At 31.1% G+C, this 19,209-nt stretch carries 18 protein-coding genes and 1 other annotated feature; of the genes, 1 reads left to right on the top strand and 17 read right to left on the bottom strand.

The genetic code is table 11. The features are described from left to right. Positions 1–46 precede the first annotated feature (46 nt). From alaS to alr, 14 genes are all read right to left on the bottom strand, one after another. A complete protein-coding gene (alaS, locus tag DMR38_RS06140) occupies positions 47–2,686 on the bottom strand; it encodes an alanine--tRNA ligase (protein WP_127720470.1) in 2,640 nt (879 codons plus the stop codon). An 88-nt stretch (positions 2,687–2,774) separates the two neighbouring features. Further along, positions 2,775–2,962: a binding site (T-box leader), on the bottom strand. A 75-nt stretch (positions 2,963–3,037) separates the two neighbouring features. Continuing rightward, entirely contained in the window at positions 3,038–4,063 is a 1,026-nt protein-coding gene (locus tag DMR38_RS06135; protein ID WP_127720469.1) for an AI-2E family transporter, read from the bottom strand. Between the two features lie 86 nt (positions 4,064–4,149). Beyond that, on the bottom strand, positions 4,150–4,665 hold the full coding sequence (locus DMR38_RS06130) for a PRC-barrel domain-containing protein (protein ID WP_243124466.1): 516 nt from the start codon (positions 4,663–4,665) through the stop codon (positions 4,150–4,152). 115 nt (positions 4,666–4,780) lie between these two features. Continuing rightward, positions 4,781–5,209: a Fe-S cluster assembly scaffold protein NifU gene (nifU, locus tag DMR38_RS06125; RefSeq protein WP_127723946.1), complete on the bottom strand. Its 429-nt coding sequence runs from the start codon at positions 5,207–5,209 to the stop codon at positions 4,781–4,783. After that, on the bottom strand, positions 5,209–6,417 hold the full coding sequence (nifS, locus tag DMR38_RS06120) for a cysteine desulfurase NifS (protein ID WP_127720467.1): 1,209 nt from the start codon (positions 6,415–6,417) through the stop codon (positions 5,209–5,211). Before nifS ends, nifU begins: the two co-directional genes overlap by 1 nt. Beyond that, the gene (locus DMR38_RS06115; protein ID WP_127720466.1) at positions 6,418–6,864 is read right to left on the bottom strand and encodes an Rrf2 family transcriptional regulator; all 447 of its coding nucleotides are present in this window, start codon (positions 6,862–6,864) and stop codon (positions 6,418–6,420) included. It abuts the gene before it with no gap. Positions 6,865–7,079: 215 nt separating this feature from the next. Then, positions 7,080–8,057 carry a membrane dipeptidase gene (locus DMR38_RS06110; RefSeq protein ID WP_127720465.1) on the bottom strand — a complete coding sequence of 326 codons (978 nt, stop codon included), beginning with the start codon at positions 8,055–8,057 and terminating at the stop codon, positions 7,080–7,082. A 33-nt stretch (positions 8,058–8,090) separates the two neighbouring features. Further along, the gene (locus DMR38_RS06105; protein ID WP_127720464.1) at positions 8,091–8,843 is read right to left on the bottom strand and encodes an ATP-binding cassette domain-containing protein; all 753 of its coding nucleotides are present in this window, start codon (positions 8,841–8,843) and stop codon (positions 8,091–8,093) included. Next, positions 8,843–9,799: an ABC transporter ATP-binding protein gene (locus DMR38_RS06100; RefSeq protein ID WP_127720463.1), complete on the bottom strand. Its 957-nt coding sequence runs from the start codon at positions 9,797–9,799 to the stop codon at positions 8,843–8,845. The genes DMR38_RS06105 and DMR38_RS06100 overlap by 1 nt, the downstream gene beginning before the upstream one ends. A gap of 12 nt (positions 9,800–9,811) precedes the next feature. Next, positions 9,812–10,693, bottom strand: coding sequence for an ABC transporter permease subunit (locus DMR38_RS06095; protein ID WP_127720462.1), 882 nt, complete (start codon positions 10,691–10,693; stop codon positions 9,812–9,814). Between the two features lie 11 nt (positions 10,694–10,704). Continuing rightward, complete coding sequence (locus DMR38_RS06090) at positions 10,705–11,709, bottom strand: ABC transporter permease (protein WP_127720461.1); 1,005 nt, start codon at positions 11,707–11,709, stop codon at positions 10,705–10,707. 121 nt (positions 11,710–11,830) lie between these two features. Then, positions 11,831–13,420 (bottom strand): ABC transporter substrate-binding protein, encoded by a 1,590-nt coding sequence (locus DMR38_RS06085; protein ID WP_175412934.1) that lies wholly within the window; start codon positions 13,418–13,420, stop codon positions 11,831–11,833. A gap of 310 nt (positions 13,421–13,730) precedes the next feature. Next, entirely contained in the window at positions 13,731–14,276 is a 546-nt protein-coding gene (locus DMR38_RS06080) for an XRE family transcriptional regulator (protein ID WP_127720460.1), read from the bottom strand. A gap of 376 nt (positions 14,277–14,652) precedes the next feature. Continuing rightward, positions 14,653–15,813, bottom strand: a complete 1,161-nt coding sequence (alr, locus tag DMR38_RS06075) for an alanine racemase (RefSeq protein ID WP_127720459.1) — start codon at positions 15,811–15,813, stop codon at positions 14,653–14,655. Positions 15,814–16,435: 622 nt separating this feature from the next. On the opposite strand from alr, the gene DMR38_RS06070 reads away from it, so the two are divergent. Beyond that, positions 16,436–17,752 carry a replication-associated recombination protein A gene (locus DMR38_RS06070; protein WP_127720458.1) on the top strand — a complete coding sequence of 439 codons (1,317 nt, stop codon included), beginning with the start codon at positions 16,436–16,438 and terminating at the stop codon, positions 17,750–17,752. 97 nt (positions 17,753–17,849) lie between these two features. On the opposite strand, the gene eutM (DMR38_RS06065) is transcribed toward DMR38_RS06070, so the two are convergent. From eutM (DMR38_RS06065) to DMR38_RS06055, 3 genes are all read right to left on the bottom strand, one after another. Continuing rightward, complete coding sequence (eutM, locus tag DMR38_RS06065; RefSeq protein ID WP_013237864.1) at positions 17,850–18,146, bottom strand: ethanolamine utilization microcompartment protein EutM; 297 nt, start codon at positions 18,144–18,146, stop codon at positions 17,850–17,852. Between the two features lie 72 nt (positions 18,147–18,218). Then, complete coding sequence (eutM, locus tag DMR38_RS06060) at positions 18,219–18,509, bottom strand: ethanolamine utilization microcompartment protein EutM (RefSeq protein WP_023163089.1); 291 nt, start codon at positions 18,507–18,509, stop codon at positions 18,219–18,221. Between the two features lie 48 nt (positions 18,510–18,557). Next, positions 18,558–19,208, bottom strand: coding sequence for a phosphate propanoyltransferase (locus DMR38_RS06055; RefSeq protein WP_127720457.1), 651 nt, complete (start codon positions 19,206–19,208; stop codon positions 18,558–18,560). Position 19,209 lies beyond the last annotated feature (1 nt).

Below are 19,209 nucleotides of genomic sequence, written 5' to 3'. Positions count from 1 at the left end.
AACATTCTAATAAATATATTATAAAACATATTTCATAAAATGTATACTACTTAACTAATTTTGTAATAATTGTGTTGCTTTTTCCTATAGCTTCTTGTAACTTATCCGGAAGTTTTCCTCCTGCTTGAGCCATATCAGGTCTTCCGCCACCGCCTCCACCTGTAATTGCTGCAACTTCCTTTATGATTTTTCCACAATGTATTCCATTTTTTACTGCTTCTTTAGTTGCCATAGCTACAAGCTGCACTTTTTCTCCTGTGCTGCTTCCAAGCAAAACTACACAATTTTCAGATTTGCTCCTGATTTTATCAGCTAGCTCCCTAAGAGAATTTCCATCTACATCTTTCAATATACCTGTAAATAGATCTATTCCTCCTATTTTATTTACTGACTTTAAAATATCATCTTCTGCACTTCCTGCAACTTTCAATTTTAATTCTTCAATTTCCTTTTCCAATTCTTTCAGTTCACTAGATTGCAAATCCAATTTATGAACAATTTCTTTTTCAGAACATTTTAGTTTGCTTGATATTTCTCTTAGTATATCACTTTTTGAATTAACATATTCAATCGCCATCTTACCTGTAACTGCTTCTATTCTCCTTATACCAGCTGCTATCCCGGTTTCAGAAGTTATTTTAAACAAGCCTATCTCTCCAGAATTACTCACATGAGTACCTCCACAAAGTTCCTTACTGAAATTTCCTACAGAAACTACTCTTACTTCATCTTTATATTTGTTGTCAAAAAGTGCTATTGCACCACTTTCTTTGGCTTCATCTAAGGACATTATAGTTGTTTTTACAGGATAAACTTTCATTATACTTTCATTTACCAAGTTTTCAATATACCTTAATTTTTCATAGCTTACAGCTTCAAAATGATTGAAATCAAACCTTAGCCTAGCTTCATCTACATAAGAACCAGACTGATGTACCTGTTCTCCTAAAACTTGTTTTAAAGCAGAATCTAATAGATGAGTTGCAGTATGATTTTTTCTTATATTATTTCTTCTATCCTCGTCTACACTCAGTTCAATTGTATCCTCCAAATTTATACTTCCTGAAATAACCTTAACAAAATGTAGTACCTTTCCTGCTAGGTTTTTCTTACAATCTAAAACTTCTCCTTTGAAGTTTTCACTAAATACAGTTCCCTTATCTCCTACCTGGCCTCCCATTTCAGCATAAAAAGGCGTATTGGAAGTTATAATAACTCCCTCTTCTCCTTCATTTAAAACAGATACAAATTCTTCATCTTTTACAATTAATTTAACTTTGGAACTGGATTTTAATCTATCATACCCTTCAAATACCGTATTTATTTCAAAAGGGATTTTATTTAATACAGTATTTTCTGCTCCCATATAATTGGTCTCTGCTCTAGCAGATCTTGCTCTTTCCCTCTGATCTTTCATATTATGATTGAATTCATCTAAATCTACAGTCATTCCTTTTTCTTCTAATATTTCTTGAGTAAGTTCTATAGGGAAACCATACGTATCATATAATTTAAATGCCTTTTCACCCTCCAGTACAGTATTTTTATTTGACTTTAAGTCAGATATAAAGTCATTTAAAATTTGCATTCCACTGTCTATAGTTTCATCAAATCTTTCCTCTTCTAGCTTTATAATCTTTTTTATATACTCTTCTTTTTCCTTCAATGCAGAATAATTTCCACAAGAATTATTTATGACAACTTCTGTAAGTTTATACAAAAATCCTTCCTTAATGCCAAGGGACTTTCCATGCTTTGCAGCCCTTCTTAAAAGTCTTCTAAGCACATACCCACGGCCTTCATTAGATGGAAGTATTCCATCACTTATCATAAATGTAACACTTCTCACATGATCTGTTATTATTCTCATGGACATATCACTTTTTTCATTTTTACCGTATTCTATACCAGCCATATTGCTTACTGCTTTTAATATAGAATTTATAGTGTCTACTTCAAATATACTGTTTTTACCCTGCATTATAGTTGCCATTCTCTCAAGACCCATACCCGTATCTATATTTGGATGAGAAAGCTTATTGTAGTTTCCTTCTTCATCTTTATCAAATTGTGTAAATACCAAGTTCCAAAATTCAACTACCCTGTCACTATCACCTGCTTTTACAAATTCATCTACTGTAGTTATCTTTCCTTCGCCTCTGTCATAGTGAATCTCCGAACAAGGTCCACAGGGTCCTGCTCCATGTTCCCAAAAATTATCTTCTTTTCCTAGCCTGAATATTCTAGATGGATCTATGTCCGTCTTTTTCACCCATATATCATAAGCTTCATCGTCATCTAAATATATGGTAACATATAATTTATCTTTAGGAATTTTTAAAACATCAGTAGTAAATTCCCAAGCCCAGGGAATTACTTCTTCCTTGAAATAGTCTCCAAAAGAAAAATTTCCAAGCATTTCAAAAAAAGTACCATGTCTGGATGTCTTCCCAACGTTTTCAATATCTCCTGTCCTTATACATTTCTGACAGGTAGTCACCCTTTTTCTAGGTGGAACCTTCAATCCTGTAAAATAGGGTTTAAGAGGTGCCATTCCTGCATTTATAAGAAGTAAGCTCTTATCATTATTGGGGACTAAAGAAAAACTTGACATCCTTAAATGACCCTTCTTTTCAAAAAAACTTAAATACATCTCTCTAATTTGATTTAATCCTAATTTCTCCATATGTATCTCTCCTCTTCACTCATATGTAATCAAATTTTGTCATTTTATTATGTAAAAAATAATTTTAATTAAAAAGCTCCCATCCCTGAAAAGGGACGAAAGCTGAATCCGCGGTACCACCCTAATTAAACAGATATGTAAAATAAAAAACCTGTATCTCTTAAATTATATGTTATGACTCATAGATAGCTTCAATATATATTATAAGAAGTTTACACCATCCACTTCCTCTCTTTGTATAATAAAATATTTACTTTTTCTATTCATTGCCTATATTCCATTACGATACAAATTATAATTTAAATACACTTTTATGTCAATATTGCAGGCTTTTCTAATCTGAAATTCTAACTAAAACATATAGTAATTCAGATCATCATATATAACTTTAATTACAACTCCAAAAGGTACTGCTAATACCATTCCAATAAATCCTGATACTTTACCTCCAACTATTAATAGAAGAATGACTATAAGAGGATGCATATCTATGCTATCTCCTGTGACCTTAGGTGATAGTATGTTTCCTTCTATCTGCTGCAGGAGATAAAGCCATATAACTGTCCATAAAGCTGTTTCTGGAGATTTTATAAGGGCTATAACTATAGCCGGAAGAGCACCAAATATAGGACCAAAATAAGGTATTATATTAAAGAATGCATTTAATATGGATAATATTATAGGAAATTCTACCTTTAAAAATATAAGTATAAAAAAAGTAGCTATTCCCACAAGGGCACTCAATATGAGCTGACTTGCTATATATCGTCCTAATATCTTATCTGCATGGCAGCATATTTTTTTAATAGGTTTTCTACTATTTACTGGGAATGCGGAAAGTAGAGTTTCATTTATACATTTATCATCTGCTAAAAAATAATAAGTTATTATTGGTATAACTACTAAATACAATATATTTTCTCCCATATTCATTAAGAAATCAAATATTTTAACAAATACAGAAGCAATTTCACTGTCAATCCTTCTATTTAAATTATTTACTAATAAGTGCATTGTCCTATTGCCTTGAATTAACTTTAGTTTTGCATAAAATCTGTCTATTAACGTCTGAATACTTGCAGCAGTGGCATTTAACTTTAAACTTTCCTTAAATAAAGATGGTATAAGAAGGGCAAATGTAGAAACAACTAGTAAAATCAGTATACCTATTATAATAATAGCACTAACTTTTTTGTTTATTCCAGCATTAACCATTTTTATTTCTATAGGTTTTAGGGTATAGGCTATTAAAAAAGATATAAAAATCAAATATAACATTTCCCTTAATACAGAACTTTTAGCAACAAGCAAAGCAGCAGCTGCAAATATAGCTATTATAAGTACATATTTGACAAGAGAATTTTTACTAATATTCATCCGCATCATCTTCCACAATCCTAATTATATTTAGGTATTTTCCCTTCTTAGTAATTTTCAAAAAAATAACCAATCAGTATGCTAACCTATTTTCTTTCAGATGCCTTATCTGAGTTAAATAGTACATGAGGAGAATTAAAAAACTTTAAATTTTCTTTTTTTCCTCTGTAAAATAAGTTCTCTTCACCTAAAGTCAAATCATCTATAAGCAATATTTTTTTCCCTTTTATAAAATTATTTATAAATCCAGTGGAAAGTATAACTGCTTTTATGCAAAAACTTTCTTCATCAAATAATATATCTTCCACCATTCCTATCAAACATCCTTTTTCATCCACTACATTCATTTTCTTTACATCATTAAATTGAAAATACTTATCCCTATTTGCATTAGTAACAACTATTACAGATGTTAAACTCACTATATCCTTTATAAATACGTTTAAACTTTTTTTAAATATGTTGTTAGGGGTTATAACAAATCCCTTTACTTGTTTTTTATTAAAGTCTAAAAATATATCACTTATAAACCCCAGTAAATTTCCTGAAAGATTTACTGCATCCATAAATATAAAATCTCTTATTCTATACAAAGATATCACCTTAATTTAAAAATATATACTTGTAGTTTATCCAAAAAATAAAAATATAACCTCATAAAGAGGTTATATTTTTATATATTATAGAAAACTTACTTATACATTATCTAAATTATTATTAATTTCCATGAACATGTTCGTGGATAGTTTCAGAATGATTTTTAGTTGCCCATGGTTCAAGTCCCTGTGACTCTCTATAATCATTTATTGCCTTATGGATAGCTTCTTCTGCTAAAACAGAACAATGCATCTTTACTGGTGGAAGTCCATCTAGTGCCTCTGCAACTGCCTTATTAGTAAGCTCCCATGCATCTTCTACTTTTTTTCCTTTTATAAGTTCAGTTGCCATACTGGAAGATGCTATAGCAGAACCGCATCCAAAAGTCTTAAATTTTATATCTTTTATCACATCATCTTCAACTTTTATATATATCTTCATTATATCTCCACATTGTGGATTTCCAACTTCTCCAACACCATTTGCATCTGGAATTTCACCTACATTTCTAGGGTGTCTAAAGTGATCCATAACCTTTTCACTGTACATCATAATTGTTCTACCTTCTCTCCTTTATTTTGTGTTTTAAGAAAGTCTTCCCAAAGCGGTGACATTGCCCTTCTTCTAGCTACTACTTTTGGAATTACCTGCAGCGCATAATCTACATCCTCTTCCGTAGTACCAGCACCTAAAGTTAATCTAAGGGAACCATGTGCCACTTCGTGAGGTAACCCTAAAGCTAAAAGTACATGTGACGGATCCAATGAAGCTGATGCACAAGCACTTCCTGTAGAAACAAATATACCTGCATCATTTAGATCTAAAAGCAAAGTTTCTCCTTCTATTCCTATAAAGCTCAAATTAACATTTCCAGGAAGTCTCTTATCTCCACTAGGTCCATTTACTTTAGCATAAGGTATTTCTTCAACTAATCCTTTTATAAGTTTATCCCTTAATTGGCTAAGTCTTTTACTTTCTGTCTTCATTTCAGAAGTTGCTAGTTCTATCGCTTTTCCTATTCCAACTATTCCTGGAACATTTTCAGTAGAAGCTCTCTTTCCTCTTTCCTGGGCACCACCGTGTATCAGATTTTCAATCTTTATTCCCTTTCTCAAGTACATTGCTCCTATTCCCTTAGGTCCATAAAACTTATGCCCTGCCATAGAAAGAGCATCTATGTTCATGTCCTTTACATCTATGTTAACGTGTCCTACAGCTTGAACTGCATCTGTGTGAAAATATATCTTCTTTTCTTTACATATCTCACCTATTTCCTTTATAGGTTGAATGGTTCCCACTTCATTATTTGCAAACATTACAGATACAAGTATTGTAGTATCCTTAATTGCTTTTTTTAAATCTTCTAAATTTATAAATCCATACTCATCTACAGGTAAATAGGTAACTTCAAATCCATTTTTTTCAAGAAACTTGCATGCATGTAAAATAGCATGATGTTCTATCTTAGTAGTTATTATATGATTTCCTTTATTTTTATTTGCAAAAGCTATTCCTTTTAATATCCAGTTATCACTTTCTGACCCGCCTGCTGTAAAAAATATTTCATTTTTATCTGCATTTATTGCCTTAGACACTCTTTGTCTAGCTGTATTAATTGCCTCTCTTGGAACATCTGACATTGAATACAGTGAAGATGGATTTCCAAAATTTTCAGTAAAATAAGGAATCATTTCTTGTAATACCTCGGGTTTTGTATAAGTAGTAGCTGAATAGTCCATGTAAACCTTCTTATTCATTTATATATCCCCTTTCGTTTTTTCTTGTTTCATTTGAATATAATCATCTACCATGTCTTGTAAAGTTGTAGACTTCATAACATCCTCTATACTTTCTTTAATTCTACTCCATAAAAGTCTGGTAGCACAGCAATCCATATTACTGCAGGAACTTTCATTATTTTCATCTACACAATCTGAGATTTCTATAGGTCCTTCTAAAACTTTCATTATATCAGCTACAGTTATATCTTTGGGTTCTCTGTTCAAAATATATCCACCTTGTGCTCCCCTAATACTTTTTACTAAATTAGATTTTCTAAGGTTCGAAAATAACTGTTCTAAATAATATTCTGATATATTTTGTCTTTCCGATATACTTTTTATAGATGACGGCTCATCACTATAGTGAATAGCTAAATCTACCATAGCTTTTACCCCATATCTTCCTTTTGTGGATAGCTTCAATTCATCACTTCCTTAAATCAATGTGACTTAATACTTTAATTAATATTATAGTATCAAATCCGAGTAAAGTTGTCAACAATAAAACGTGCATTTTTTGCCTCTGATTTTAATCATTTTTGTTTTAAAATAGAACTATTCTATTAAATAAAAAACTAGTATAAAAAAGGACTGTTCGTAGCTATTCGAAAAATAGCTAATGCAACAACCCCCTGCCATTATACCAGTATATCTCTCACTATACGCTCCATATTTTTAAAAGCTATTTTTTCTAATTCATTATTTTTATATCCTCGCCTTTTTAAAATATTTAATAAATTAGGTATTTTTGAAGCATCTTCAATACCTTGCGTTTTTATATATTCTTCATCCTGAAGTGATTTAAGTGTTTTAGAATCTAAATAATTTCCAAAATCAAATCCAAATCCTACATGATCTATACCAATTTTATCTACTATATAATCCACATGATCTGCCAATTTTTCTGCACATGGATTTTCATTGTCTACAAAATCCACCCAGGAGTTAACTCCTATAACTCCATTTCTTTCACCTATAGCTTTAATTTGATCATCTTTTAAATTTCTAATACTATTGCACAAATTATATACATTAGAATGTGAAGCTATAAATGGTTTTGTAGTATTTTTATATATATCCCAAAAAGTACTTTCATTTCCATGGGACACATCAATTATTATTCCTAATTTCTCCATTCTCTTTACTAATTCTACACCTTTTTTCGTAAGTCCCCTATCTTTATTTGAGCTTTTAACCCCTGTGGCAAATTCATTTTCCTCATTCCAAGTAAGCATAGCATGTCTAACTCCAAACCTATACATTGCATTTATAAGACTTATATCATTTCTAAATCCACTTACACCTTCCATCCCCATTATTATTCCAATCCTATTCTCTTGATTTAATTTAATTAAATCACTATATTTATATACAATACCAGCATATTCTTTCATATCTTCTATTTCTTCAGAAACAGCACCCATTATTTGAAGCGTTCTCCATGTACGATCTTTATTAACATAAAGGGGTTCAATCCATATTCCTAAAATTGAAGCTGCTACACCTCCTTTTTTTAATTCATCTATATGATAATTTTGTATAATATTTCTCTCACCTTTTAATCGTCTTATAGTAATATCCGTAAACATATCAGAATGTGCATCAAAAGCTTTCATTGCAATTTACCTCCAAGTTAGCTGTAATAATTTTTACTCCAATATACTAGAAATTAATCTTTTTGTATAATCATGTTTAGGACACTCAAATACTTCTTGTGAGTTTCCCATTTCAACAAATTGTCCTTTATACAAAACTCCTATCCTGCTGCTTATATACTTAACAACAGCCATATTATGCGAAATAAACAAATAAGTTATATTTTTTTCTTTTTGAATGTCCTTTAATAAATTTAAAATTTGTGCTTGAACAGATACATCTAGTGCAGAAGTAGGTTCATCTAAAATTATAACTTCTGGGTCTGTAATTATGGCTCTGGCAACAGCTATTCTCTGTCTTTGTCCTCCAGAAAATTCATGTGGATATCTATCTAAATGCTGTTCTTGAAGTCCAACACTTTTTATAAGTTTTGCAAGATTTTGCCTAGATCCTTTTTCCTGTCTAATTAATTTCGGCAGCGCTAAAAGCGGTTCTGAAATTATACTTTTTATAGTCATCCTAGGATCAAGTGAAGAGCGTGGATCTTGAAATACAATTTGAATCTTTCCATACTCACCACAATTATATTTATTGTTTTTCCATAGTTCTCTATCTTTAAAGATCACATTACCTGATGAAGGCGAATGTATTCCTACTATTATATTGGCAATAGTTGACTTGCCAGATCCCGATTCACCAACCAGTCCAAAAGTTTCACCTTTATTTAATTTAAAAGAAACTCCTTTCAATGCAGAAAACTTGCCAAACACCTTTTTCAAATTTTTAATCTCTAAAATAGTTTCCATCACTTATCAACCTCCCAGCAATAAAAAACATGATCCTCTGAAGCTTTTTTTTGGGCCGGAGCCTCTTTCACGCATCTATCGGTTTTAAAAAGGCACCGGGAAGCAAATATACATCCCTTAGGTCTGCATCTAAGATCAGGTACTTCTCCCTTTATTTCTTGAAGCCTTGTATCCGGATCAACTTTATCTGGAAGTGCATTTAGAAGTGCTTGTGTATATGGATGCTTTGGCTTTTCTAATACATCTTTTGTATATCCTCTTTCAAGTACTTTACCTCCATACATTACACAAACTTTATCACTTACAGCTCTTACTACACTAAAGTCATGTGTAATTAATAAAACAGCAGTATTTCTTTTTTTTACAAGTTCTTTCATTAAATTTAATATTTCAGCTTGTATAGTTACATCCAATGCAGTAGTAGGTTCATCTGCAATTAAAAGTTTAGGTTCATTACACATGGCAAGAGAAATAACTATTCTCTGTCTCATCCCCCCTGAAAGTTCAAATGGGTATTTGTTAGCTATATATTCAGGGTTTTCAAAATGAACATCCCTTAAATTTTTAAGCATTATTTCTGCCGCCTTTTCCTTTGATATTCCTGAATTTTGTATTATTACATTTAAAATTTGTTTTCCAACCTTCATTGTAGGATGAAGGGCAGTCATAGGTTCTTGAAAAACCATACCTATTTTTTTACCTCTATATTCCTGTATTTCTTTTCCTTTTAATTTTAAAAGATCAGTATTTTCAAACAACACTTGTCCATTTTCTATATTGGAATTTTTATCCAAAAGTCCTAGTACAGAATAAGCTGAAACGGATTTACCTGATCCAGATTCTCCTACTATAGCAAGTATCTCACCTTCATTTACAGAAAAAGATACGTTGTCAAGTACATGGATTCTACCTTCAAAAGTATCAAAAGATATAGATAAGTTTTCTACATTTAACAAAACATTTTCCTCCTATCTCAAAGATTTAGGGTCAAGTACATCTCTTAGACCATCTCCTATTAGATTAAAACCAGTTGAAGCTAAAAAAACTGCAAGTCCAGGAAATGTAGGATACCACCATTGTTCGAGCATGTACTTAAATCCTGTACTTATCATAGTTCCCCATTCTGGAGTTGGAGGCTTTGCTCCAAGTCCCAAAAATCCTAGTGTTGCTACAAGTAAAATAGTATCTCCTAAATCCAAAGTAATCTGAATAATTATAGGAGTTATTGCATTTGGAATAATATGCCTAAATATTATATATATATTAGATAATCCAAAGGTATTAGCTGCTTTTACATATAGGTTGTTTTTTAAAATAAGCGCTTCTCCTCTAGCTAATCTAACATACACAGGAATTTTTACTATAGCTATGGCAAGCATAACATTAAATAAACTAGATCCTAATATTGCAGCTATAACCATTGCAAGTATAAGAGTTGGAAATGCTAAAACCATATCCATCAGTCTCATTATTATTTGGTCTACATATCCACCAAAATATCCGCATACAGATCCTATAAAAGCACCTATAAATCCTGCAGTAACAACTACACTTATTCCAGTTGTAAGAGATATTCGAGTTCCATAAATAATTCTCGTCAAAATATCACGCCCGACTTCATCTGTTCCAAATAAATGTTTTATACTTGGTGCTTGAAATCTATCTAGTATATTCATTTTTGTAGGATCATAACTTGTTACATAAGGTGCCAAAATAGCTAGCAATGCCATTATTATTATTATAGAAAATCCCAATATGGTCATTGGATTCTTTTTTATCTTATAAAGAATAATACTATTATTTTTAGTTTTTTTATTTGATGTATCACTAACCCCTAGCTCTAAATTCATAAGTATTCCTCCTATCCCCTAGTCTGTGGATTCAAAAGCATATATAAAATATCAACTACCAAATTTATAAGAACATATCCTATTACAACTACAATAGTAAATCCCATTATAGATTGAAAGTCTAAAAATGCTATTGAATCAACTACATATTTACCCATTCCAGGCCAGTTAAATACAGTTTCTGTTACTACTGCTCCACCTAAAAGTCCTCCAAGTGATAATCCAACTACAGTTATTGTAGGAACTAATGCATTTCTAAGTGCATAAGATACAATTAAAAATTTTTCTTTTATACCATTTGCTCTAGCCGTTTTTATATATTCTTCATTTAAAACTTCAATCATGCTTGATCTAACTTGCCTTGTAATTGTTGCAAGTTGTGCATAAGATAAAACAATTGCTGGCAGTATAATATGCCTTAAGGCGTCTTTAAATACTGCAAAGTTTCCAGTAAGCAAACTATCTATTGTTATAAGACCAGTTATTTTAGTATTAAAAACTACACCAAGGGATAACCGTCCTGAAGAAGGAAGTAAATTTAATTTTGAATAAAATATGAGTATTAAAATTATTCCTCCCCAAAATGCTGGAATAGAAACTCCTCCTATGCAGAAAATTCTTCCTAAATAATCAGTTAATGTGTTTTGTTTTAGACTTGTTAAAACACCTAATGGAATTCCCACTATAAGTGCTATTAAAAATGCATATAAAACTAATTCTAAAGTAGCTGGGAAATATGTTACAAGATCTGATACAACTGGCTGTTGTGTTCTTATTGATATTCCTAAATTTCCTGATAAAAGACCTTTCATATAAATGAAATACTGAACTATTAAAGGTTTATCTAATCCAAGCTGTTTTCTAATACTTATAAGTGTATCCTGTGAAGCTCTCTGTCCAGCCATCATTCTGGCTGGATCTCCTGGAATTACATGAGATAGGAAAAACACTATTATTGTAACTCCAAAAATAACTAATATCATTGCTAGAAGTCTTTTTATAATAATCTTTTTCATATATTTCCTCCTAAACATCATGCAGTATATGTGTAATAAATTAAAAGTGACAAGTTTGCAAATGCAGTTTTTATAAACCTGTCACTTTTAATTTATTATTTGCAATTTATTATACTGTTAACTATTTGCTCATATCTGCTAAGTTATATATTCCCTCTAACATTGGATTATAAACAAATCCTTTTACATTTTTGCTGATAGGTATAACAAAATCTTTTTGATATAGGTAAACATAAGGTGCATCTTCTATAACTACCTTTTGTGCTTGATTGTATAAATCCTCACGTTGTGATTGATCAGTTATAGATGCTGCTTTTCTAACTAAGGTGTCTACTGTAGGATTAACATAAAAAGCTCTGTTGCCTGCAAGTCCTTGATCATTTGAATCAAACCAATAATTCATGAACATAAACGGATCTGCATAATCTGGACTCCAAACACCAAGTGAGAGATCAAATTTTCCTGAATCAAGCATATCTCTCATAGTTGCATAAGCTACTTTTCTTAAATTTACTGTTATACCAATATCTTTCAGATTGCTTTGTATAATCAATGCTTCTTGTTCCCAGTTAGGGAATCTGTCTGAGTAAAGTAGAGTGAGTTGTAAGTTGCTTACTCCTGCTTCTTTTAACAGTGATTTTGCTTTTTCAACATTTTTAGTGTATTTAAAAGCAGATGCATTGTATCCCCACAATCCTTTTGGTACAGGACTTGCTATCGGTGAAGCATAACCATGCATAACTTTACTTATTATCGAATTATAATCAACAGCATAGCTTATAGCTTGTCTTACCTTTGTGTCTTGAAGTGCAGGATTACCTTTTGTACAATTTAAATATACATAATCAACTAGTAAGCTTGACTTTTTCACAATTGAAACATTTTGATTACTTTTAAGTTTATCAATTTGATCGATATCTACTCCTTCTGCAATGTCTACATCACCTTTTTCAAGTTCAAGTCTTGCTGATGAAGCATCTGCAACTAGTTTAAAATAAACGTCTTTTAAAGCTGGTTTTTTAGAATAGTTAGGATTCAAAGTAAGATGTATATAAGCTCCCTTTTTCCATTCAGTAAGTTCATAAGCACCACTTCCATCTGTATGGGTAGCCAAATAATTTTGAGCTTTATCACCATTTTGTTCATGACTCATAACTTTAGGATTTACTATACTACTATAGTTGGTAGCAAGCGTAGCTAAAAATTGAGGGAAAGCACTGTTTAAAACAAACTGAACAGTGTACTTATCTGGTGTATTTATAGTCTTTATTACTTTGAATGTATCAGCTGGTCCTTTCTTTAAAGCAAGTATTCTTTCAAAGGAAAATTTTACAGCATTTGATGTAACTTCTGTTCCATCTGTAAATTTATGTCCCTTGTCTAAATGAAAAGTCCATATAAGTCCATCACTGCTTGTCTCCCATTTAGTTGCTAACGCTGGTTTTATGTCTGTAGATTCACCATTAAATTGTACAAGTCTTTCGTAAGCAGGATATGTTATTTTCCATGCCATATTATCCATCGTAACACCTGGATCCAAAGTTCCCATGTCTCCATTAATAGCAATAGTTAATTTACTTTTGTCTGATGAACTAGAACCATTTGAATTGCTTGATGACGTTGTATTTCCACATCCTACTGAAAATGCAGCTAAACAAACTCCCATTAAAATTGCACACAATCTTTTTTTGTACATCTTTGTCTTCTCCATTTTGTCCCCTCCACAAACTTATTTTTAAGTACTTATACATTCTTGTTAGATTCTATTTATCAAATACCATCTCCCCATTTTCAATATATTGAATTAAAAAGTTATAAGAATCCTGTTTGCTTATAATATTGTGTTTAATAATATCACTGTTTAATAATAATTTCAATATTTTTTTGATAATTTTTATATTTTATTCTTATTTTTTTGCTAATATGCTAACAAATGTAGTGATAATTTGTTATATAGATATAAATATAATGAAACTAGCTAGACTATTATTTCATTATAGTGAAAATTATCTTAAATACTTTTAAAAACTAGGCGGGGTCATGGCCCATATAGATATAACTTTTTCATTTCCAGCATTTATATATCTATGTGGTACATTACTATTAAAATATATGCTATCGCCTTCTTCTAAAATATATTCTTTATTACCTAATTTAACTTTTAGCGTTCCTTTAATTATATAACCACATTCTTCTCCCTCATGGCATATAAGATCTTTTGTATTACACTCTCCTGCATCTATTTCTACTAATAGATATTCTATTTTTCCCTTAATATTAGGTGACAATAGCTCATATGTTATTTTAGAATTAGGAAGAATTATCATTTTTCTTTTATCTTTTCTTACTACATTATCTTTTTCTTCACATTCATCTTCATCGAAAAAATAATTCATTGATACATTTAATGCCTTAGCTATTTTCCACAATGTAGTTACAGAAGGTCCTGTTATGTTTCTTTCTACTTGACTTATGAGCCCTGTACTAAGTTTTGCCATTTCAGCTAGTTGCTCTATACTTATACTCTTTTCCTGCCTCAATTTTCTAATTTTAAATCCAAATTTCATAAAATTCACCCTTTATCCATTTAATTTTATTAGGTTGTGTAAAATTCTGTACTCTATGTTAAAAAATAATAACTCTATTTTACTAGATTTCTTATATTTTAACTACTACCTAATATAAAATAAATCATTACTAAATTTAAGATGTTTTATACAAATCTGAATAAATTTATATAGCTTTTAGCTGATATATATATCAAATTATGACGTTTTATCCGATTACAAAGATATGCCAGCTATTCAATATGCCAAAGAGTAGATTATTCAAGAACAACAGTTTGAAATAAACTAAGTGCTTAAATTGCTAAAGTCTCAACGTTCTTTTTTCATAATATTTTCTTTCTTTAAACAAATATTTATTATTCAATAAACCATTATTTTATAAATAATTTTTCACTTTTATAACTTGCCCATTTTTTATATATACCCTTGGGATTCTCTTATTTACCATACAAAGTACTTCATAGCTTATTGTACCTAAAAGTTTTGCTATATCCTCAGCATCAAATTTTACATTTCCATCACTGCCCATGAGTATCACCTCATCTCCAATTTTAACATCTTCTATATCTGTGACATCAATCATACATTGATCCATACAAATATTGCCTATAACTGGTGCAAGCTTACCATTTATTATTATTTTTAATTTTCCAGATAAAATTCTAGTATATCCATCTGCATACCCAACTGGCAAAGTAGCTATAACAGTTCTTCGTTCAGTTTTAAACCTTCTTCCATATCCTACATACTGACCTTCATTTAAAGTTTTTAAGTATACAACGCTTGCCTTTAGTGTCATAACAGGCTTAATATCCAGCCTACTCTTGTCTACTTCATCTGAAGGATAATATCCATAGAGTATTATTCCAGGTCTTACTCCATCACAATAAGTCTCTGGCAAGTCTACTATTGCTGCACTATTAGAAATATCTCTAATCTTAATATTTAAACCTTTTTCCTTTAGCTCATTGACAAACCACCTATATTTATCAAATTGAAACTTAGAATATTTCTTATCTTTCTCATCTGCTGTAGAAAAATGTGAAAAAACACCTTCAATTTGAATATTGAAAATCTTACTTATTTTTACCGCCTCTTCTATACTATGCTCTGTTGGAAGAAACCCTATTCTTCCCATTCCACTATCTACGGCAAGATGTACTTTTACTTGTTTGTTTTTGCTTTTTGCATATTCAGATAAACTTTTTGCATATTCATATGAAAATACCACTGGTTCCAAACTGTATTCAATAAGGTCAGGAAACAACGTAGATGGGGTAACACCTAAAATATTAATTGGACAAGTTATTCCTCCCTTTCTCAGCTCTATACCTTCACTTAAAACTGCTACGGATAATCTTGTTGCTCCATTTTCCAATAATACTTTTGAAACTTCTAAAGCACCATGTCCATACGCATCTGCTTTAACTACTCCAAAAATTTCTTTTGTCATTGTTTTGGCTTTTATGCTTCTCATATTATATGCGAGGTTGTCTAAATTTACTTCTGCCCATACAGGTCTGTAATTTCTAAACATATTAAATTTCTCCTTTTTTAAGTTTATGATTTTGACATGTAGTATTTAAAAAATATTAATTTAATAAGCCTGCTAGGTCTTCAAGTACTGTATACCATTTTCTTTAAAAATCATATAACTCTAATTTTTGAAAAGATCTATCATACTGGACTTATCTATTCGGTATCAATTTGTAAATTCATTAAAAAAATGTACAATTATTGGATTTTTCTATGATTTATAAATTGTCATAATTATAGCACATAAAATATGATTAGTTTAAAAAATATTTAATTTTTTTGATATTTTTTTAAAATGTCATTGTAAATTTTACATTATCGTCAGAAACTTAGTTTGAATTACTCTTATTTATTAATACATTTTTATTTTTATTTAAAATATAGAATATTTAGACAATAGTTACTCCAACTAAAACATTTAAATGTATGAAATTTTGAATAAGATACTAACAAAAATATGCTTAAAATTATCATATATCCATTTCTGATTCAAAAGACTTCTTGAGTACATCTTTAAATAAATCAACATATGTAATAGAATACTTGAATATTGCTTTTATCATTAAAAACTATCAGTTTTGCAGTATAATAATATAGAATAATTTTAAAAGGATGGTGAAATTATGGATCTATTCGATTTTGCTAATAACAAAAATAATAAAGAATTAAAACCTTTAGCCGAAAGAATGAGACCAGAGACCTTGGAAGAATTTATAGGCCAAGAGCATATTCTAAGTAAAGGCAAAATGCTATATAGAGCAATAGTTACAGATAATATTTCCTCAGCTATTTTTTACGGACCACCTGGTGTAGGTAAGACTACATTGGCAAGAATTATAGCTAATACAACAAAGGCAAATTTTTATGAATTGAGTGCTGTAAATTCTGGTACATCAGATGTAAAGAAGATTATAAAGGAAGCAGATGATAACCAAAAATTTTATTCTAAAAAAACAATATTATTTATTGATGAGATACATAGATTCAACAAAGCCCAACAGGATAGTGTTTTAAATGCAGTTGAAAAGGGTATTATTATATTGATAGGTGCTACTACAGAAAATCCCTATTTTGAAATTAATAATGCCCTTCTTTCTCGTTCTATGATTTTTCAGTTTAAAAATCTTTCCGAGAATAACGTTAAAGAAGCATTGAATAATGCCATCAAAAGTCCAAAAGGTTTTGGATATCTCAACATAGAAGTAGCTCCTGAGGTGTTTGATTATTTTGCTATACATAGTAATGGTGATATAAGAAAGGCTTTAAATGCTTTAGATATGGCAGTTAGAACTTCATCAAGAAAGGGAGATAAAATTTTTATAACTGCTGCCGATGCAAAAGAATGCATCCAGAGGAAAATTGCATTGTACGATAAACAAGGTACATCCCACTATGATACTATAAGTGCTTTCATAAAATCACTTAGGGGAAGTTCTCCTGACGCAGCAGTATACTATCTCGCAAAAATGTTAGATGCTGGTGAAGATCCAATGTTTATAGCAAGAAGAATCACTATTCAAGCCTCAGAGGATGTAGGAAATGCTGACCCTATGGCTTTAGTCGTAGCTACAAATGCTATGAATGCTGTACATATGATAGGTATGCCTGAGTGTAGATATGCACTATCTCAAGCAGCAATATACGTAGCATCAGCACCAAAATCAAATGCTTGCTGTGTTGCAATTGATTCTGCTCTCACAGATGTTAGAAAACGCAGAGATTCTGGAATACCTATTTATTTAAGAGATGCCCATTACAAAGGTTCAGAGAAGTTAGGCCATGGAACTGGATATTTGTATCCACACTCGTATGGAGGATTTGTAAATCAACAGTATTTGCCCGATTCTCATAAAAATACTATGTACTATAATCCAACGTCTAATGGATTTGAAGCTAAAATTAAAAATAGACTAATTAGACTTTGGGGTAAAAAAAAATAACTTGCCTAAAACAAAATCCCCTTAAATCATCAATAAGGGGATTTACACATTCTTTACTACTCATTTATATCTTACTAAATAAATATTAAACTGTAATCTATTTTTCATCTTCCTTTAAATTAGTTTTAGGAAGGATAGTTTCAACTTCAACGTGTGGACGAGGAATAACATGAACAGAAACTAATTCTCCAACACGTTGTGCTGCAGCAGCACCAGCATCAGTAGCTGCCTTTACTGCTCCTACGTCTCCTCTTACCATTACTGTTACAAGACCGCCGCCAACATGTTCTTTTCCTATTAGATAAACATTTGCTGCCTTTACCATTGCATCTGCAGCTTCAATTGAACCTACTAAACCTTTTGTTTCAATCATTCCTAATGCATCATATTTCATTTTTATTTCCTCCTAATTTTTAATTTATTTTTTATTTTGTACTTTGTATCTTATATCCTATATTTTCTAATATTAGTCTTCCTTTAAACCAGTTTTAGGAAGGATAGTTTCAACTTCAACGTGTGGACGAGGAATAACATGAACAGAAATTAATTCTCCAACACGTTGTGCTGCAGCAGCACCAGCATCAGTAGCTGCCTTTACTGCTCCTACGTCTCCTCTTACCATTACTGTTACAAGACCGCCGCCAACATGTTCTTTTCCTATTAAGTTAACGTTAGCTGCCTTTACCATTGCATCTGCAGCCTCTATAGAACCTACTAACCCCTTTGTTTCAATCATTCCTAATGCATCAGATTTCATTTTTATTTCTCCTCTCCAAATACTGTTATTTTATGATTTATAATTTTACTATTTTACTATTGTAATTTTTGATGAATTGCCAACACACATAGCATTTGCTTCTTCTGTGTCAATATGGCACTCTAAAGCTGAAGTATCATTTGCTCTGATAGCAACATTATTATAAATTCCACCACGTGGTCCATCAACTTTAATGCTTACTGTCTGTCCATCATGCACACCAAAATGTTGTGCATTTGCAGGAGTCATGTGAATGTGTCTCTGTGCAACAATCACACCTTCCTTTATTTGAACAGATCCCTTTGGTCCTATTATGGCAATTCCAGGTGTTCCGTGTAAATCACCTGACATCCTTACTTCTGGAGCTACTCCTAATTTGAAAGAATCTCCTCTTAAGATTTCTACCTGTGTCTTACTACGTAATGGTCCAAGGATTCTAATTTTTTCAATAGCTCCCTTTGGTCCGCATACTGTTACTGTTTCTTTACAAGCATACTGTCCTGGTTGTGCTAAATCCTTTATCTTTGTTACCTGGTATCCTTCTCCAAACAAGATGTTAAAATCTGCTTGTGAAAGATGGATATGACGGTTTGAAACTCCGACCGGGATTTCATTCGTATCTTGCTTTGTCTCTTTAGAAGACTGATTACCTTGAACAGCTTCCAATAAAAGCTTTATAACAGCTTCGTACTTGTCCATT

It is taken from the genome of Clostridium sp. AWRP, assembly GCF_004006395.2.
Classification (GTDB): Bacteria; Bacillota; Clostridia; order Clostridiales; family Clostridiaceae; genus Clostridium_B.
The sequence above is the reverse complement of the archived record's forward strand: the minus strand, read 5'-3'. Positions and strand labels throughout refer to the sequence as shown.

What these genes read in the sequence shown, in the direction of transcription:
- eutM (WP_023163089.1), bottom strand. Translation starts at nt 18,509, where the DNA reads ATGAAATCTGATGCATTAGGAATGATTGAAACAAAGGGGTTAGTAGGT.
- DMR38_RS06090 (WP_127720461.1), bottom strand. Translation starts at nt 11,709, where the DNA reads ATGAAAAAGATTATTATAAAAAGACTTCTAGCAATGATATTAGTTATT.
- DMR38_RS06055 (WP_127720457.1), bottom strand. Translation starts at nt 19,208, where the DNA reads ATGGACAAGTACGAAGCTGTTATAAAGCTTTTATTGGAAGCTGTTCAA.
- DMR38_RS06080 (WP_127720460.1), bottom strand. Translation starts at nt 14,276, where the DNA reads ATGAAATTTGGATTTAAAATTAGAAAATTGAGGCAGGAAAAGAGTATA.
- DMR38_RS06070 (WP_127720458.1), top strand. Translation starts at nt 16,436, where the DNA reads ATGGATCTATTCGATTTTGCTAATAACAAAAATAATAAAGAATTAAAA.
- nifS (WP_127720467.1), bottom strand. Translation starts at nt 6,417, where the DNA reads ATGAATAAGAAGGTTTACATGGACTATTCAGCTACTACTTATACAAAA.
- DMR38_RS06105 (WP_127720464.1), bottom strand. Translation starts at nt 8,843, where the DNA reads ATGGAAACTATTTTAGAGATTAAAAATTTGAAAAAGGTGTTTGGCAAG.
- DMR38_RS06095 (WP_127720462.1), bottom strand. Translation starts at nt 10,693, where the DNA reads ATGAATTTAGAGCTAGGGGTTAGTGATACATCAAATAAAAAAACTAAA.
- nifU (WP_127723946.1), bottom strand. Translation starts at nt 5,209, where the DNA reads ATGTACAGTGAAAAGGTTATGGATCACTTTAGACACCCTAGAAATGTA.
- DMR38_RS06110 (WP_127720465.1), bottom strand. Translation starts at nt 8,057, where the DNA reads ATGAAAGCTTTTGATGCACATTCTGATATGTTTACGGATATTACTATA.
- alaS (WP_127720470.1), bottom strand. Translation starts at nt 2,686, where the DNA reads ATGGAGAAATTAGGATTAAATCAAATTAGAGAGATGTATTTAAGTTTT.
- eutM (WP_013237864.1), bottom strand. Translation starts at nt 18,146, where the DNA reads ATGAAATATGATGCATTAGGAATGATTGAAACAAAAGGTTTAGTAGGT.
- DMR38_RS06135 (WP_127720469.1), bottom strand. Translation starts at nt 4,063, where the DNA reads ATGAATATTAGTAAAAATTCTCTTGTCAAATATGTACTTATAATAGCT.
- DMR38_RS06085 (WP_175412934.1), bottom strand. Translation starts at nt 13,420, where the DNA reads ATGGAGAAGACAAAGATGTACAAAAAAAGATTGTGTGCAATTTTAATG.
- alr (WP_127720459.1), bottom strand. Translation starts at nt 15,813, where the DNA reads ATGTTTAGAAATTACAGACCTGTATGGGCAGAAGTAAATTTAGACAAC.